The following is a 16450-nucleotide window of genomic DNA, read 5'->3' as shown; positions in this document are numbered from 1 at the left end:
ATCTGTAGATATTATATAAAACAATTGTTCTTTTTGCAAGATTTATTTTCGAACATATAGATAAAAAACTTCCCTCCTCGACTGAGAAGGGAAGCTGTTTTTTCCGGAATCACATGTAATCCGAAGAAGTTCTCTTTTTCTGCTGCTTGAGCAGGCCGAGCTTGGCAGCCAGCCACTCCGTCGCAACAAAGAATACCGGTATCAGGAAGATACCCATTGCGGTAGCAAAGAGCATACCGCCGACTACTGCGACACCCATGCCGTTACGAGCTGCAGCACCGGCACCACTAGCTACAGCCAGCGGCAGACAGCCGATGATGAAGGCAAAGGACGTCATGAGGATTGGGCGCAGACGCAGGCCCGCAGCCTCGATGGCCGCCTTGACCGGCTCCATGCCGCGGTCCACACGGACCTTCGCAAACTCAACGATAAGGATGGCATTCTTCGCCGCCAGACCGATGATCATGATGATACCGATCTGCATGTAGACACTGTTCTGCAAGCCGGCATTCGGATGGCCTGCCATAGCCTCCAGCATCGAAAGGCCATACTCAGATACCAAGGCACCCATGATGCCCGTCGGTACCGTCAGCAGTACAGCAAACGGTACGCTCCAGCTCTCATAAAGAGCTGCTAGGCAGAGGAATACGAATACCAATGCCAGGCCGAGCACCTGCATCGTCGAGCTCGAGGCCTTGGACTCCTCGCGGCTCTGACCGGACCACTCGATATTGAAGCCGTTGTCCGTATTCTCATGGACGACTTCCTGGATGGCTTTCATTGCCTGACCCGAGGAATACCCCTGGGCAGCATTACCCTGGATGGCAATCGAACGCGTGCCATTGAAGCGCGAGATCGACGTCGGGGCCGAGCTGAGTTTCGGCTTGAGCAGCGTATCCAAAGGAACCATCGTGCCGCTGCTGCTCTTGACGAAGATGAACTTCGTCGACTCAGCCTCGCTGCGATAGCGCGTATCGGCCTGCAGCATGACCTTGTAAGAACGGCCAAACTGGTTGAAGTCATTGACCTGGGAACCACCGTAGTTGACCTGCATAGCCGTGAATACATCCGAGAGCTGGACGCCAAGCTGCTTGACGCGCTCACGGTCAATCTCGAACTCGTAAGTCGGTGACGTCATCTTGAAGGTCGAACGCACACCCTGAAGTTCCGGACGCTGGTTGGCTGCCGCGACGATCTTGTTCGTGACATCAGCCAGCTCCTGATCCGTGTGACCGGACATATCCTGCAGCTGCAGCGACCAGCCGCCCACGGCACCGAGGCCCGGAAGGGCCGGCGGGTTCATGGCGATGACCGTAGCCTCCGGCGTGACCTTGGCTCCAAGGCCAAACATCATGCCGACGGCTGAGTCAACCGACATCGATTTATCCGTACGCTGGGTCCAGTCCTTCATGCCGAGGACGACCATGCCGGCACTCGGCTTAGCACCACTCGACAAGATATCGAAACCCGTGATGGCCATGACATTCTCGACGCCTGGAACGTTCTCCATGGCCGCCTTGGCCAGCTTGTCGATGGATTTCTGCGTCTGGTTCATCGAGGTGCCTTCTGGCAGCTGGACAGCTGCGAAGAGATAGCCCTGGTCCTCATTCGGCACGAAAGTCGACGGCAGGACCTTGAAGACAGCACCAGCTACGATGCAAACGATAAGCATGAACAGGAACGCCAAGCGCGTGCGGCGGATGAACTTCGCCACGATGCCCATATAGCCGCGTTTCGTGCGATCGAACCAGCTGTTGAAGGCAACGAAGAAACGGCCAAGAACACCCTCATCATCCTTGGGCTCATGTTTCTTGAGAATCATAGCGCAGAGTGCCGGCGTAAGTGTCAGTGCCACAAATGCTGACAGCGCCATGGATACGGCAATCGTCAAAGCGAACTGACGATAGAGGATACCCGTCATACCACCGAGGAAGGCAACCGGTACGAATACGGCTGCCAATACGAAAGCGATGGCAACGACCGGCCCCTGTACCTCATCCATCGCACGCTCTGTCGCATCAATCGGCTCCAGTCCCTCTTCCATGTGTTTCTCGACATTCTCGATAACGACGATAGCATCATCGACGACAAGGCCGATAGCCAAAACCATGGCAAACAGCGTCAGCGTGTTGATGGAAAAGTCCAACACGATAAAGGCGGCCAAGGTACCGATAAGCGATACCGGAACGGCCAGCAGCGGGATCAGCGTTGCGCGCCAATTCTGCAGGAACAAGAAGATGACCAATACGACCAATGCCAGTGCCTCGAGGAACGTCTCCAAGACTTCCTTGATGGAAGCGTTGATGTAGTTCGTCGAGTCGAAGATCTGCGCCATCTTGAGGTTCGGCGGCAGATTGGGCTTTGCCTTGTCGAGAATCTCGCGGACACCGGCAACCGTCTGCATGGCATTGGCATCACTCGTCAGATTGATACCGAAACCGACTGACGGATAACCGTTGAATTTCGAGATGATGGAGCTTGATTTCTCCCCCGTCTCAATGCGGGCTACATCCTTCAAGCGGACAAACTGGCCGTTGGAAGACCGCAGGATGACATTACCGAACTCTTCCGGTGTCACCAGACGGCCGGAAATCTTGCCCGTATACTGTTTCTCCTGCCCATTGGCCACCGGCATGGCACCAACGGTACCAGCCGGAGCCTGTACATTCTGCTCCTTGATGGCCGACGTCACATCAGCCACTGTGAGACCAAGCTCTGCGAGCTTGTCCGGATTGAGCCAGACACGCATCGCATAGTCTGCACCGAAGATCTGGACATTACCGACACCCGGCACACGCTGGAGCTGATCGAGCAGATAGATATCGGCATAGTTTTTCATGAACGCGCGATCATACGTGCCATCAGGTGAATACAGCGACAACATGTATGCCATATCATTCGAGGATTTACGCGTAGTAAGACCGACCGTCTGTACATCGGATGGCAGGCTGGCAGTGGCCGTCGCAGCATTGTTCTGTACCTTGACGGAATCCATATCGCCATCGGTGCCATTCTCGAAGACGACCGAAAGGCTGTAGCGGCCCGTATCATCGGAGTTCGAGGACATGTAATCCATCCCCTGGGTACCGTTGATCTGCTGCTCGACAATCTGCGCGACTGTCTCATTGACGACCGCCGCATTCGCGCCGGTGTAGGTCGTGCTGACCGAAACCGTCGGCGGCGAAATCTGCGGATACTGCGCAATCGGCAGCTGCACTGCCGCGAGCACACCAACAATCACGATGATGATCGAGATGACGATAGCAAATATCGGCCGGTGTATAAAGAATTTTGACAAGACGCCGCCCCCTTACTTCTTCGAATCAGCAGCGGCAATCGTGTTGGAATCGAACAGGGTCGGATCCGACGTCAGCGAGAAGCCCATATCGTCAGCCGTTACCATGGTAACCGTAAGGTCGATCCCCTCCTGCAGATTCGAAAGGCCCTCGACGACCACGACATCAGCCGACGTCAGGCCATCCTTGATGATGTAGTAGCTGCCGACCTTGTCACCAAGGGTTACAGCCTGAGCCTTGGACTTGCCGTCCTCGCCAACTACCATGACAAAGGACTTGCCCAGCAGCTGCTGGACCGCACGCTGCGGCACCAGGATGGCATTCGGGACGATTTCGCCGGAAAGGCGCACGCGGGCAAACATGCCCGGCAGCAGCAAGCCGTCCGGATTGTCAAACAGCGCCTTGACCGTCAGCGTGCCCGTATTGCTCGACAATGCGCGATCAGACTGGACAATCTGCCCATCAATCGGATAGACTGTACCGTCAGACAGCGTGATTGACACCGTCGGCGACATGCCATTGCCGCCCTGCATAGCTGCGTTGTTCATGAATTTCAGGTAATCGGTTTCCGAGATGCTGAACTGCGCAAACACCGGATTCGACGAACCAATCGTAACAAGGTTCGTGCTGCCGGCTGCGGCAAACGTACCCACAGCGACATCATCGACCGAAAGCTGACCGCTCATCGGCGCATAGATGACCGTATCAGCCAGATCCTGCTGCGCCTTGCGGAGAAGTGCTGCATTCGCCGAGGCCTGAGCACTATAAGAATTGACCTGTGCCTGCTGCGTAGCTACCGTCTGCTCGGCAATCGCCTGTGACGAAAGCAACTGACGATAACGATTGAGATCGGTCTCCGCATTGCTCAGTGTCGCCTCAGACTGTGCCAGATTTGCCTGGGCCTGCAGGACTGCCGACTCATACTGGCGCGAATCGATCTTGTAGAGCGGCTGGCCGGCCTGTACATACTGACCGCCCGTCACATACTTCTCCACAACATTGCCAGAAACCTTGGACTGAACCTTGACTTCGTCCTTACCCACAATCTGGCCGGCAAACTCACTGGTCAGCGGCGTATCCTGCTGGATAACCTGCATGGCCTTGACCTGCGCCCCCTGATGCTGCGCCTGCTGTCCATTTGAACCACAGCCGGCAACAGCAAAGCTTGCGGAGATGGCCAGCGAAATGCCGATTACGAGCGCCTTTGTCTTCTTGTTTTTCGTCAAAAACAATCGTTAAACCTCCTTATAACATTCCATTCCCATTTCTATCAGCGTCTTGCTCGACTGAAATAGTAAATAAATGTTTACTATTGATGAAATATATAGTATATTATATTCAGATAAAAGTCAAGAAAATGGCTCGTATACACGATTAAATACCGAATATTTAATCGCACTCTAATCAAAGGAGTAAGCTATCTCTATGAACAATCTATCAACGCCAAATGTTTCCCAAAAATTCATCGAAACGTTGATCCTGATTCACAACAATTTCTATCGCCAAACCAAGCTGCCTATCCCGCTGAATCAGTTCGGCGCCCTTATGGTCATATTCACCGAAGAAGCGGTATCGATTTCCGATATCAGCAACATCCTGAATATCTCCAAGCAGCAGATGACCACCGTCATTGACAAACTCGTCCGCAACGGCATGGTCCAGAAAGCTCCTGATCCGCATGACCGCCGCCGCAGCGTCATCACGATGACCGCTGCTGGCCAAAAGATTATCGACGACCAGAATGAGCGCGTCCGCCTGCTGTTTACGCAGCACATCCAGCAACTGGATGAAGACGAGACAGTCCAGCTGAGTCAATCCATCCTGACCTTCAACTATCTGCTCGAAAAAATGTTTATCAGTAAATAAGGAAAGAGACAGACATAATGCGAAAGCATCTTGCCTGTCTCTTTCTTTTCCTTCCTGACAGCCGTATCAGAGTTCAATGACCTCCAAGTCATCGGGGACAAAAACACGGCCATGATAATACTGGCTGGCCTCAGCTGTATATTCCTGCTTGCGCGTCGCTAAATGCTTGTCCTCTGTATGATAGAGGACGAGATTCCTGACGCCAAGCTGTTCGGCCAGTTCACTAGCTTCTTTTACAGTGCTGTGATTCTTTTCGTAGGGCTTGAAGACCTCACGATCCTTATACTGGCAAAAAGCCTCTGCCAGCAGCCAATCAGCCTGTTCGGCATACGCGCGGTCATGTTCATTATACGGTTCATCGCCCAGGCAGGTGAACTTCATGCCGTCTGCAAACTGCAGGCAGTAGCCAAACTGCTTTGCCTTGGTCGAGAGGATATCGAAGGCCGTAAGCCGGAACTGCGGCAGTTCGACTGTTTCGCCGTCCGTGACCTCATGAATCAGGATATCGCTGCCCACCCGGGCAAAATCTTTCTTCTTGAGGGTCATCTCCGTCATCTTCAGCAGCATCTCCCGCACTACATCATGACAGTAGATATGGAAAGTTCCCTGGTATTTTCCTTTGTTCATAAGGTCGGCTACCTTGCGGATCACCCAGATCACGCCCAGCACATGGTCCGTATGACCATGGGTCACAAACATATGATGACATTTCTGATAATCAAAAGCCGTGATCTCCAGCTGCCGCAGGATCCCATTGCCACCACCGGCATCAGTCAGGAACAGGCTGCCATCCTCCAGCTCGAGAAAGAAGCAGGTATTGAAACATTTCGTCGCCATCGCGAACCCCGTTCCCAGAATCGTCAACTTGCGCATATCGCTCTCCCCTTTCTTTTGTCTTCATTATAAAACAAGGCGCTGGCATTTGCCAGCGCCTTTGCTTATTTCTGATTGAGTTTTGCGAGTGCTTCGCGTGCCGCATGCTGCTCAGCCTCTTTTTTGCTATGGCCTGAGCCTTTGCCCATCACCTTGCCTGTAATACGTACCTGGAAGGTAAACCTCTTATCATGGTCAGGGCCTTCTTCGGCCACCTGTTCATAGGCGACACTCTGGCCTTCGTGCTGATAGACCAGCTCCTGCAGGATCGTCTTGTAATCTTTCAGGATAGCGCCATGCTTGGCACGTTCGAACTCCGGCGTAAGCTGGCGGATGACATAGTCCTTCGCCGCTTCCCACCCCTGATCCAGGTAAATCGCGCCAATGACGGACTCGAACACGTCCTCCAGATTCGTCTGGCGCGTCCGGCCGCCGCCCATCTCCTCGCCGCGCCCCAGCAACAGATAATCGCCCAGATGCAGATTCGCAGCAAGTCTCGCTAAAGTCGCCGAACAGACAATGCTGGCCCTTGTCTTTGTCAGCTGTCCTTCGGGCATCTGCGGGAAGTGCTGATAAAGATAAGTGCTGGAGGCAAGCTCCAGCACAGCATCTCCTAAAAATTCGAGACGTTCATTATGGACGATGTTCCCCTTGGATTCATTCGCATAGGAAGTATGCGTCAGCGCCTGCTGGAGGAAGTCCAGGTTGACAAACTTCACGCCCAGGGTAGCTGCCAGCTCACGTAGCTCATGCTCGCGCTTCTCCGACAGGATGTTTTCCATCGTCAGCCTCCATTACTCTGCGTACTTCTTGAGCAGCAGGCAGGCATTGTGGCCACCAAAACCGAAGTTGTTGGACATAGCCGCACGAACCGTCTTAGCCTTTGCCTTGTTCGGAACGTAGTCGAGGTCAAGGCCCTCATCCTGGGTCTCGTAGTTCATCGTCGGCGGCAGCATGTCATTCTCTACAGCCAGTGCCGTAGCAATGCACTCAACACCGCCAGCAGCACCGAGCAGATGGCCCGTCATGGATTTGATGGAGGAAACCGAAACGTCTTTGGCTGCCTCGCCCCAAACGGACTTGATGGCCATCGTCTCGCCTTCATCATTCATGTGCGTGGACGTACCATGGGCATTGACATAGTCGACCTCCGATGCCTTCATGCCAGCATCATCAAGAGCAGCCTGCATGCATTTTGCCTGGTATTCACCACCCGGAGCCGGGCTCGTGATGTGGTATGCATCGGAGTTAGCGCCATAGCCGACAACCTCAGCATAGATATGCGCGCCACGAGCTTTTGCATGCTCAAGGCTCTCGAGGACTACGAGGCCTGCGCCTTCGCCCATGACGAAACCGCTGCGGTTCTTGTCAAAGGGACGGGATGCATGAGCCGGATCGTCGTTGTGATCCATGCAAAGAGCCTTCATGGCAGCAAAACCAGCGACAGCAGCTTCAGAGATTGCAGCCTCCGTACCGCCAGCAATCATGACATCAGCATCACCGCGCTGGATGACACGGAAAGCATCGCCGATGCAGTTGGAACCCGTAGCGCAAGCCGTAACGATACAGCTGGACGGTCCATGCAGTTTATACGTGATCGAAACCTGGCCAGCAGCCATGTTGGCAATCATCATCGGGATGAAGAACGGGCTGATGCGGCCTGGGCCTTTAGCAAACAGTTTCTCATACTGGGAATGCATCGTCTCGATACCGCCGATACCAGCACCGACAAAGGTACCGATGCGATCAAGATCCTCTTTCTCGAGGTCAAGCTTTGCATCTTCGATAGCCATGCCAGCAGCAGCAACAGCGAACTGCGTGTAACGGTCCATGCGCTTAGCTTCTTTCTTATCGATGTAAGCAGCTGGATCGAAGTCCTTGACCTCACCAGCAATCTGGGCACCATACTCCGACGCATCAAAACGGGTAATCTTATCGATACCATTACGGCCTTCCATCAGACCATTCCAGAATTCCTCTTTACCCATACCAATCGGGGTGATTGCGCCCAGACCAGTGATTACTACACGATTACTCAAAACGAATAGCTCCTCTCAATTATCTTTGTCGTCTTTTCAAACGTCTGCTCAGTTGGCAGCTTCAGCCTCAGCGATAAGCTGCGCAAAGATATCATGTACCGACATGATCTTGTCGATTTTCGGCATATACTCACCCGTGAAGACCAGGCCGGTCTCCACATCGCCCTGCTGCGCCCGTGTGAGCGCGCGGATAATGCAGAAATTGTGCTTGCAGGCCTTGAGGCAGGCATCGCACTGTTTCGGCGGCACAGGCCCTTCCATGACCTTGGCCGAGAACGGCGTGCGCACAGCACGGCCTGGCAGACCGACAGGACTGTGGATGACCACGATATCCTCTGGTTTCGATTTCAGATAGTATTCCTTGAGGGCCGGCGCCGCATTGGATTCCTCACAAGCAGCGAAACGCGAACCCATCTGGACGCCAGCAGCGCCCGCTTTTATCAAATCAACGATGTCCTGGCCATGCAGTACGCCACCGGCCGCAATGACCGGGATATTCACTGCTGCACTGACATCAGCGATCAGGTCACGTACTGACGTGTCCGTACCGAGATGTCCGCCTGCCTCCTTGCCCTCAAGGACAATGGCAGCTGCACCAAGACGCTCTGAAATTTTAGCTAATTTAACGGAAGAAACGATCGGAACGATTGGCGTACCGGATTCCTTACCGAGAGCAAACATATCACGGGAAAAACCTGCACCAGCAACCACGAGGTCAATGCCCTCATCGATTGCGGTCTTCACAACCTCAGCAAAATCTGCGGCTGCTACCATGATATTGATGCCGATGATACCAGATGTAAGCGAACGTGCGAGCCGGATTTCATAACGCAGTTCGTCATGGCTCATACCAGATGCGGCAATGAGGCCGATACCGCCCTCGTTAGCTACAGCTGCCGCCAGACGGGCCGTTGACAAACGAATCGCCATACCACCCTGCTGGATTGGAACTCTTGCGATCTTATTGCCAATTTTCAGCTCTGGAAGTTTCAATGTTACTCCTCCAATCAATCTTACCTTGAGAAAATCCCGCGAAACAAGTTTCACGGGATTTTCAAACAGGTAAGACGCTCAAACTTATTTGTTCTGGTCTATGTAGGTAACTACATCCTGAACGCTCTTGATCTTCTCAGCAGCCTCGTCCGGGATCTCAATATTGAATTCCTCTTCGAAAGCCATGATCAGCTCAACAATGTCCAGGGAATCAGCACCCAGATCATCGATGAAAGTGGACTCGAGGGCAACCTCGTCAGCCTCAACACCTAACTGCTCAACAACGATATCTCTTACTTTATCAAAAGTCATGAAGTTTCACCTCCTTAAAATGAAAGTTCCTATATAGTTATATCACATAACCATGCCGCCGTCTACATTGACGATCTGACCCGTGATATAGGATGCATGATCCGATGCGAGGAAAAGGACGGCGTTAGCCACGTCCTCCGGCTGGCCCATGCGCTTGAGCGGAATGCCTGCCAGCGTAGCCTCTTTCGCCTTATCCGTCATCGCTGCCGTCATATCCGTAGCGATGAAGCCCGGAGCAACGACATTGACATTGATGCCGCGAGCGGCCAGCTCCTTAGCTGCCGACTTCGAAAAACCGATGACACCCGCCTTAGCTGCCGCATAGTTTGCCTGACCGGCATTGCCCATGAGACCGACAACCGATGCCATGTTGATGATGCGGCCGCTGCGCTTCTTCATCATGAGCTTGGACACTGCCTTCGTGCAGTAGAACACACCCTTGAGGTTCGTGTTGATGACTGCGTCGAAGTCTTCATCCTTCATGCGCATGAGCAGGCCGTCACGCGTGATGCCTGCATTGTTGACCAGGATATCGATCTGCCCGAAAGCCTCAACAACCGTTTCGACCATTGCGTCAACAGCTTCGGTGCTCGAGATATCTGCCTGAACCAGAATGGCCTCGCCGCCATTCTTCTCAATCTCCGCCTTGACCTCTTCTGCCTTGGCCGTGTTGCCGGCATAGTTGATGGCAACCTTGGCACCTTCGCTGGCCAGGCGGATGGCAATGGCACGGCCAATGCCTCGCGATGCGCCAGTTACCAGCGCAACCTTTCCGTCTAAAAGCATATTAGCGAACCTCCTTGAAATAGTCAAGCGTTTTTTGCAAACTTTCGAGATTTTCTACGTTCATGCTCGTGAGAGCCTTGTCGATACGGCGATTGAAACCGCAGAGGGTCTTGCCCGGGCCAGCTTCAACGAACGTATCAGCACCAAAGTCCTTCATCGTGTTGACGCAGGCAATCCATTTGACCGGATGATCAGCCTGAGCAACGAGGTTGGCTTTGATCTCATCTGCCTTGGTCTCCAGCTCACCCGTGTAGTTCGAAACAACCGGGATCTTGGCATCACGGATCGTAACCTTATCGAGCTCGGCAGCCAGTTTCTCAGCTGCCGGTTTCATCAGCGTGGAATGGAACGGAGCCGATACTGGCAGGATTACAGCCTTCTTGGCACCAGATTCCTTGAGGAGCTCAACAGCAGCCTCTACGCCTGCCGTCGTGCCAGCAATGACCGTCTGGCCCGGGCAGTTGAAGTTTACAGCCTGGACTTCGCCAGCTGCCTTGGTTGCCTTCTCGCAAGCATCAACGATGACCTCATCGGCAAGACCGATGATAGCTGCCATGCCGCCCTGGCCGACAGGTACAGCTTCCTGCATGAACTGGCCGCGTTTGTGCACGAGCAACACAGCATCCTGGAAATCCAGTACGCCAGCGGCAACCAGGGCCGAATACTCACCAAGGCTGTGGCCGCCAGTCACATCCGGCTGGATGCCATGCTCTTTGAGGATCTCATTGGCAATGACGCTCATCGTGAGGATTGCCGGCTGCGTGTTAGCCGTAAGTTTCAGATCCTCAGCCGGGCCCTCGAAGCACATATCCTTGATGGAATAGCCCAGCGCCTCATCAGCCTGCTGGAAGAGCTTCTTCGCTACATCATACTGCTGACAGAAATCCTTGCCCATGCCAACAGCCTGAGCACCCTGACCTGGAAATACAAATGCAAGTTTATTCACCGTGAATTACCTCCAATTATTTGCAATCCTGCTGAATCGTGTCAATAACACCTGGCAGACCAGCAACGATGTCTTCAATAATCTGTTTTACCGGTTTGATATCCTTGAGCATACCCGAAATCTCGCCAATCATGACAGAACCATTCTCCACGTCACCTTCATGGGTAGCGCGATGCAGGCTGCCTACGCCAAGCTGCTCGAGCTCCTCGTTCGATGCACCGGCAGCCTCGAGCTCCTCATACTTGCGCGTGAGCTTGTTGGCCAGTACACGTGCCGGATGGCCAAGCGAACGGCCCGTGACCACCGTAGAACGATCCTTGGCATGAAGTACCATCTTCTTGTAGTCCGGATGGGCGATGCACTCCTCGCTCATGACAAAGCGGGATCCCATCTGCACAGCCTTGGCACCGAGCGCAAAGGCTGCTGCCACACCACGGGAATCACCGATACCACCAGCACCGATTACTGGAACATCTACAGCATCAACGACCTGCGGCAAAAGTGCCATGGTCGTGATCTCACCGATATGGCCGCCAGACTCCGTGCCCTCAGCGATGACGGCATCAGCGCCGCTGCGAACCAGGCGTTTTGCCAGTGCTACCGAAGCGACAACCGGGATTACCTTCGTACCGATTTCCTTGAGCGCCGGAACATACTCGCCGGGGTTGCCTGCACCAGTCGTGACAACGGGCACACGCTCATCGATGACAACCTGCATGACCTCTTTGACAAACGGGCTCATGAGCATGATGTTGACGCCGAAGGGCTTATCCGTCCAGCCCTTGCATTTCTGGATTTCCGCCCGCAGGATATCCGGCGGCATATGTCCGGCACCGATGATGCCGAGACCACCGGCATTCGAGACAGCCGAAGCCAGCTCTGCCGTACCGATCCAAGCCATACCACCTTGCAGGATCGGGTACTTTATATTCAACAACTTACAGATTTCATTATTCTCAAACATTAAAAATAGTCCTCCTTAGCCCATTCTCGATGCAGGATCGACCTCACTTCTTCTCGCCGTCACTTGCCAATACCGTTTCCTGGCTCAAAGCCTCCTGAATATGCTCCATGACATTGCCGTTGACATAATCATTGGCAACACCGATCGCACTGCAGATCGACTTTGCATTCGACGACCCATGGCTGATGATGCAGACACCATTGACACCTAAGAGCGGTGCACCGCCGTACTCCGAGGCATCCAGCCGCTTGCCCAGCTTCTTGAGCGTCGGCATCAACAGGAGCGCACCAAGCTTCGCCAGTATGCCGCCCTCCTTGATGGCTTCCTTGATCAGCTTCATGATGGTCTTGGCCAGGCCCTCTGCAAATTTTAGCACAACATTGCCAACAAATCCATCACAAATTACCACGTCGAAGTTTCCCTTGGGGACATCACGGCCTTCCGCATTGCCACCGAAATTGATGGTATGCATCTCCTTGAGCAGTGCATAGGTCTCCTTCGCCTGCTCATTGCCCTTGGTTTCCTCTTCGCCGATATTCAGCAGGCCTACCCTTGGATTCTTTATGCCAAATACATACTCGGCATAGATGGAACCCATCAGACCGCTCTGCACCAGATGCACCGGCTTGGAGTCCACATTGGCACCAGAATCCAGGAGCAGCGTGACGCCCTTCGACGTCGGCATCGGCGTCGCGATCGTCGGCCGGCCGATGCCGCGGATGCGCTTCAATATCAGCTGGGCCGCCGTCACGGCAGCACCGGTGCTGCCAGCCGATAACACCGCATCACACTGTCCTTCCTTCACGAGCCGTGTCGCCACAACGACTGAGGAATCCTTCTTGGTACGGACCGCATCAGCTGGATGCTCGTCCATGCCGATGACTTCCGTCGTGTGATGGATCGTGATGCCGAGCTTCTCCCAGCCAGTCTCACGGCTGAGTACCTCCCGGATCCGCGGCTCATCGCCGACGAGCACGATCTCACACTTGTATTTCTTTGCCGCACGGACGGCGCCGAACACGATCTGTTCCGGCGCATAATCACCGCCCATGGCGTCAACTGCAATCTTCACGAAGTTTTACCCCCTAACTTATCTCCCCACGAAACCACGATGAATTTCGCGCGGAAAACTTCCTGGGTTTCATTGTGGGTCTTGACCCACACAAAGAATTTATTGCCTCTGACCTTCACGACCTCGGCCTTGGCTATGAGCTTCTCGCCCACATGAACTGGTACCTTATACTTGACGTTGGCCACGCCAGTTACAGCCATCGGCGCATCGATGATGGCGATAGCCAGGGAATCTGCCTGCGAGAACATATAATGCCCCTTGGCAATCTGCGTCTTGGCAAAGACCATGTCCTCCGTGATGCGGAGCAGGGAAATGCCCGAACGCCCCAGCTCCAGATCGATGAGCTCGCCAACGACCTCTCCGCTCTGGATGGATTTCACCTTGTTCTGGGCTTTTTCCGCCATATTGCGGATGCGGCCTCGCAGCTCGGGGATGCCGAGCTCCAAGCGATCAAGGCGGATAGTCTGGACACTGACCTCGAGATTCTTAGCCAGCTCCTCATCAGTCAGGAAAGGCTTTTCCCGCACCTGTGCCAAGAGCAGCTCCTGCCGCTCCTTTTTCTTCACCCTTGCCATTCGAACACCTCCCTCCATGGTCATCTTTTAGTACCTGCTACTACAATCTCATATAATGGTCTATTATAAATGGTATGTCCTAAAATTGCAAGTAGCAGTTGTCTGAAAACAATAAAATAAGCAGGACAAACTCGTCCTGCTTATACAGCTTCTATTATTCTGCTGCCTTGACAACCTCTTTGCCATCATAGTAGCCGCATTCCGGGCATACATGATGAGGCATCTTCGGCTCGTGGCACTGCGGGCAAGAAACGAAACCCGGAGCCTCTAATTTCCAGTTTGCACGACGCTGATCGCGACGAGCCTTGGAAGTTTTACGCTTTGGTACTGCCATGTCGGATACACCTCCTTAAGTCTCTGTGTTCCTACGGGGAACTTATTCCTTTTTCAATAATTGCTGTAATGCTGCCATGCGCGGATCAGGAACGAAACGATCACAGCCGCAATCGCCCTCATTCAGATTATGCCCGCACACCGGACAAAGCCCTTTGCAGTCGGGCTTGCAGATATTACTGAGCGGCTGGGCCGCAAGCAGGGTATCCCGGATCATATCCTGGATATCCAGCATATCTCCCTCAAACACATTGACTAAGTCTTCTGTTTCCGCTGCCTCCCGGCTGAAATCCTCCGAAAAATCATGAACCTGATTCTCCCGGCAATCAGCCAGACACCGACCACAGACAAAGGTCTTCACATCCTCGATCTTCCCGGCCACACGCCAGCATGAGCCTGTATAGACTACCGTTCCCGTGACCATGATTGGTCCCTCGAACTGGTAATCATCGCTTACGGCATCAAGTTCCTCGGCAGTCGTCGTAAAGGAAAAGGGAAGCTCCCTGCCTAAATCGGTTTTCAATTCAGCAATATTAACATTCATCATTCAGCATCAACCTCAATCCATTATAGCGACCGTCATTTCGTTTGTCAAGAAAATCTCCTTGACTGGCGCACACTCACTTTACTGGTACACAGTGCTTATCATTGATCTCTTTGACCTTCTGCACGCGGCGCACATATTTTTCTGCCGTCAACGGATCCGTATGCATCCAGGTCTTGACCGTCTCCATCGCGATAGCACCGCCAATGATCTTGCCACCGAGGCACAGGACATTGCTGTCATTGTGCTGGCGGGCCAGCTGCGCGCAGAATGGATCCTGGCAGACCACTGCATAGATGCCATTCAGCTTGTTGGCAATCATAGCGCTGCCATAGCCGACACCGTCAACAAAAATGCCGCGGTCACACTCCCCCTTAGCCACAGCCATGGCCGCCGGATAGACGAAATCCGACAGGTCGCAGGACTCTTCATCATAGGTGCCGAAATCCTTGACCTCATGGCCTTCGCTTTCAAGGTAAGCCTTGATCTCATTCTTCAGGTTCGTGCCGGCATGATCGTTCGCCATTGCAATCTTCATAAAAAATCCTCCCGTTACCATCATTGAATAATACTTTGATTGTAACGAGAGGTTCCTTATTTGTCAACAGATAGGAAAGGCTTGACGAACCTTCCCTCAATCTCCCAGACGCTCTTTGAATACCTGTACGGCCTCCTGCTGCACAGCCTTCAAAGGCACATCGCTCGCCTCGGCCAGACGGCGGCAATCTTCATACTCCGGGGACAAGCTGCAGAGCTTTCCATCCCAGGCGCTTACCTTGCAGTTGACTACGCCAAATCTCGTCTCCACTTTGGCAATATGCCGCGATGCTTCCAAACGTTTATCCACAGGCATGATTCGCAATCCAATGCTGGTGGATTCCCTGAAGATGATATCGATGCACTGACGTTTTACTTTTTCCTCCACCAGAACAGACAATTTATGCGCCGGCCGATTCTTCTTCATGACTATCGGCGTCACCCAGACATCTAATGCCCCTGCCACCAGCAGGCGGTCAAACAGATAGCCATAAATCTGGGGGGGCATATCATCAATATTCGCCTCGATAACTGACAACTGGCCTCTGGCATCACCGTGATATTCTCCCAGATAAAGCCGCAGGACATTAGGAATCGTCAGTTCATGGCTGCCAGCACCATAGCCGATGCATTCTGTCATGAAGCCCTTAGGAACCCCCTCGCTGTACGCGCCCAAAGCCTTGACGATACCAGCACCTGTTGGCGTTACCAATTCTTTCTCCTCCGTGCCCGGTTCCGTCTGCCACCCCAGCAAGAGCTCTGCCACAGCCGGCGCAGGAATAGGCATGAGCCCATGCGCACAGGAAACAAAACCACGGCCCAACGTCAATGGCGAGACAAAGACGCGCTCTATCTCCAGATAATCCAGGCACACCGCCGCCCCAACGATATCGACGATAGAATCCACAGCGCCCACTTCATGGAAGGCCACTTCATCTGCCGGCTTACCATGCACCTTGCCCTCCGCTTTGGCAATCTCCATAAAGATTGCCAGTGCCTGCTGCTTTACCGCCATCGACAGGGACGATTTTTCCAGCAGCGCGCGAATATCTGCCATGGTACGATGCGCATGGGCATGATGATGATCATGGGCTCCGTGATGATGCCCGGCACCCGTGAGCTTGACATCCACATATGCAGCATGGATGCCATTTTTCACGACGTCAGCGATCTCCAGCCGAAATTCCTCATGGATGGGAAGTTTTGCCAATTCTTTCTCTAAAAGTGCTGCTGGCACCCCTGCCTGCAGCATTGCCCCCAAAAACATATTGCCGCTGATTCCGGCAAAGCAATCCAGATATATTGCGCGCATGG

The 16450-nt window shown here is 53.5% G+C and carries 17 protein-coding genes; 1 reads left to right on the top strand and 16 read right to left on the bottom strand.

Annotation, left to right across the window (positions count from 1 at the left end; translation table 11 throughout):
• Positions 1–109: 109 nt before the first annotated feature.
• Positions 110–3298: an efflux RND transporter permease subunit gene (locus tag BM322_RS09635; RefSeq protein ID WP_075429977.1), complete on the bottom strand. Its 3189-nt coding sequence runs from the start codon at positions 3296–3298 to the stop codon at positions 110–112.
• Between the two features lie 12 nt (positions 3299–3310).
• Positions 3311–4528 carry an efflux RND transporter periplasmic adaptor subunit gene (locus BM322_RS09630; protein WP_177220857.1) on the bottom strand — a complete coding sequence of 406 codons (1218 nt, stop codon included), beginning with the start codon at positions 4526–4528 and terminating at the stop codon, positions 3311–3313.
• Between the two features lie 193 nt (positions 4529–4721).
• Here BM322_RS09630 and BM322_RS09625 point away from each other — a divergent pair, with 193 nt between their 5' ends.
• A complete protein-coding gene (locus BM322_RS09625) occupies positions 4722–5162 on the top strand; it encodes a MarR family winged helix-turn-helix transcriptional regulator (RefSeq protein WP_075429976.1) in 441 nt (146 codons plus the stop codon).
• A 66-nt stretch (positions 5163–5228) separates the two neighbouring features.
• On the opposite strand, the gene BM322_RS09620 is transcribed toward BM322_RS09625, so the two are convergent.
• The 14 genes from BM322_RS09620 to larC all read right to left on the bottom strand — a co-directional run bounded on the left by BM322_RS09620 (position 5229) and on the right by larC (position 16448).
• Entirely contained in the window at positions 5229–6035 is an 807-nt protein-coding gene (locus BM322_RS09620) for an MBL fold metallo-hydrolase (RefSeq protein WP_075429975.1), read from the bottom strand.
• 65 nt (positions 6036–6100) lie between these two features.
• A complete protein-coding gene (rnc, locus tag BM322_RS09615; RefSeq protein ID WP_075429974.1) occupies positions 6101–6817 on the bottom strand; it encodes a ribonuclease III in 717 nt (238 codons plus the stop codon).
• Positions 6818–6829: 12 nt separating this feature from the next.
• Complete coding sequence (gene fabF / locus BM322_RS09610) at positions 6830–8074, bottom strand: beta-ketoacyl-ACP synthase II (protein ID WP_075429973.1); 1245 nt, start codon at positions 8072–8074, stop codon at positions 6830–6832.
• A 48-nt stretch (positions 8075–8122) separates the two neighbouring features.
• Positions 8123–9067, bottom strand: a complete 945-nt coding sequence (locus BM322_RS09605; protein WP_075429972.1) for a nitronate monooxygenase family protein — start codon at positions 9065–9067, stop codon at positions 8123–8125.
• A gap of 84 nt (positions 9068–9151) precedes the next feature.
• Complete coding sequence (locus BM322_RS09600) at positions 9152–9379, bottom strand: acyl carrier protein (protein ID WP_014423880.1); 228 nt, start codon at positions 9377–9379, stop codon at positions 9152–9154.
• Positions 9380–9421: 42 nt separating this feature from the next.
• Positions 9422–10165, bottom strand: coding sequence for a 3-oxoacyl-[acyl-carrier-protein] reductase (gene fabG / locus BM322_RS09595; protein WP_075429971.1), 744 nt, complete (start codon positions 10163–10165; stop codon positions 9422–9424).
• Between the two features lies 1 nt (position 10166).
• Positions 10167–11111, bottom strand: a complete 945-nt coding sequence (gene fabD / locus BM322_RS09590; RefSeq protein WP_075429969.1) for an ACP S-malonyltransferase — start codon at positions 11109–11111, stop codon at positions 10167–10169.
• 16 nt (positions 11112–11127) lie between these two features.
• Complete coding sequence (gene fabK, locus BM322_RS09585; RefSeq protein WP_075429968.1) at positions 11128–12075, bottom strand: enoyl-[acyl-carrier-protein] reductase FabK; 948 nt, start codon at positions 12073–12075, stop codon at positions 11128–11130.
• 43 nt (positions 12076–12118) lie between these two features.
• Entirely contained in the window at positions 12119–13147 is a 1029-nt protein-coding gene (plsX, locus tag BM322_RS09580) for a phosphate acyltransferase PlsX (protein WP_075429966.1), read from the bottom strand.
• Complete coding sequence (gene fapR, locus BM322_RS09575; protein ID WP_075429964.1) at positions 13144–13722, bottom strand: transcription factor FapR; 579 nt, start codon at positions 13720–13722, stop codon at positions 13144–13146. Before fapR ends, plsX begins: the two co-directional genes overlap by 4 nt.
• Before the next feature lie 154 nt (positions 13723–13876).
• Positions 13877–14056: a 50S ribosomal protein L32 gene (gene rpmF, locus BM322_RS09570; protein WP_033170368.1), complete on the bottom strand. Its 180-nt coding sequence runs from the start codon at positions 14054–14056 to the stop codon at positions 13877–13879.
• 42 nt (positions 14057–14098) lie between these two features.
• Entirely contained in the window at positions 14099–14602 is a 504-nt protein-coding gene (locus BM322_RS09565; protein ID WP_075429962.1) for a DUF177 domain-containing protein, read from the bottom strand.
• A gap of 73 nt (positions 14603–14675) precedes the next feature.
• Positions 14676–15137 carry an RpiB/LacA/LacB family sugar-phosphate isomerase gene (locus tag BM322_RS09560; RefSeq protein ID WP_075429960.1) on the bottom strand — a complete coding sequence of 154 codons (462 nt, stop codon included), beginning with the start codon at positions 15135–15137 and terminating at the stop codon, positions 14676–14678.
• Positions 15138–15233: 96 nt separating this feature from the next.
• Positions 15234–16448 (bottom strand): nickel pincer cofactor biosynthesis protein LarC, encoded by a 1215-nt coding sequence (larC, locus tag BM322_RS09555; protein ID WP_075429959.1) that lies wholly within the window; start codon positions 16446–16448, stop codon positions 15234–15236.
• Between the last annotated feature and the right edge of the window lie 2 nt (positions 16449–16450).

Source organism: Selenomonas sp. GACV-9 (genome assembly GCA_900116485.1).
Taxonomy (GTDB): domain Bacteria; phylum Bacillota; class Negativicutes; order Selenomonadales; family Selenomonadaceae; genus Selenomonas_A; species Selenomonas_A ruminantium_G.
Note: the sequence above shows the minus strand (reverse complement) of the source record. Positions and strands in the feature narration are given on the sequence as shown.

Coding starts and splice junctions, on each gene's coding strand:
- BM322_RS09625 (WP_075429976.1), top strand. CDS start 4,722: ATGAACAATCTATCAACGCCAAATGTTTCCCAAAAATTCATCGAAACG.
- BM322_RS09620 (WP_075429975.1), bottom strand. CDS start 6,035: ATGCGCAAGTTGACGATTCTGGGAACGGGGTTCGCGATGGCGACGAAA.
- rnc (WP_075429974.1), bottom strand. CDS start 6,817: ATGGAAAACATCCTGTCGGAGAAGCGCGAGCATGAGCTACGTGAGCTG.
- BM322_RS09600 (WP_014423880.1), bottom strand. CDS start 9,379: ATGACTTTTGATAAAGTAAGAGATATCGTTGTTGAGCAGTTAGGTGTT.
- fabG (WP_075429971.1), bottom strand. CDS start 10,165: ATGCTTTTAGACGGAAAGGTTGCGCTGGTAACTGGCGCATCGCGAGGC.
- fabK (WP_075429968.1), bottom strand. CDS start 12,075: ATGTTTGAGAATAATGAAATCTGTAAGTTGTTGAATATAAAGTACCCG.
- fapR (WP_075429964.1), bottom strand. CDS start 13,722: ATGGCAAGGGTGAAGAAAAAGGAGCGGCAGGAGCTGCTCTTGGCACAG.
- rpmF (WP_033170368.1), bottom strand. CDS start 14,056: ATGGCAGTACCAAAGCGTAAAACTTCCAAGGCTCGTCGCGATCAGCGT.
- BM322_RS09565 (WP_075429962.1), bottom strand. CDS start 14,602: ATGATGAATGTTAATATTGCTGAATTGAAAACCGATTTAGGCAGGGAG.
- BM322_RS09560 (WP_075429960.1), bottom strand. CDS start 15,137: ATGAAGATTGCAATGGCGAACGATCATGCCGGCACGAACCTGAAGAAT.
- larC (WP_075429959.1), bottom strand. CDS start 16,448: ATGCGCGCAATATATCTGGATTGCTTTGCCGGAATCAGCGGCAATATG.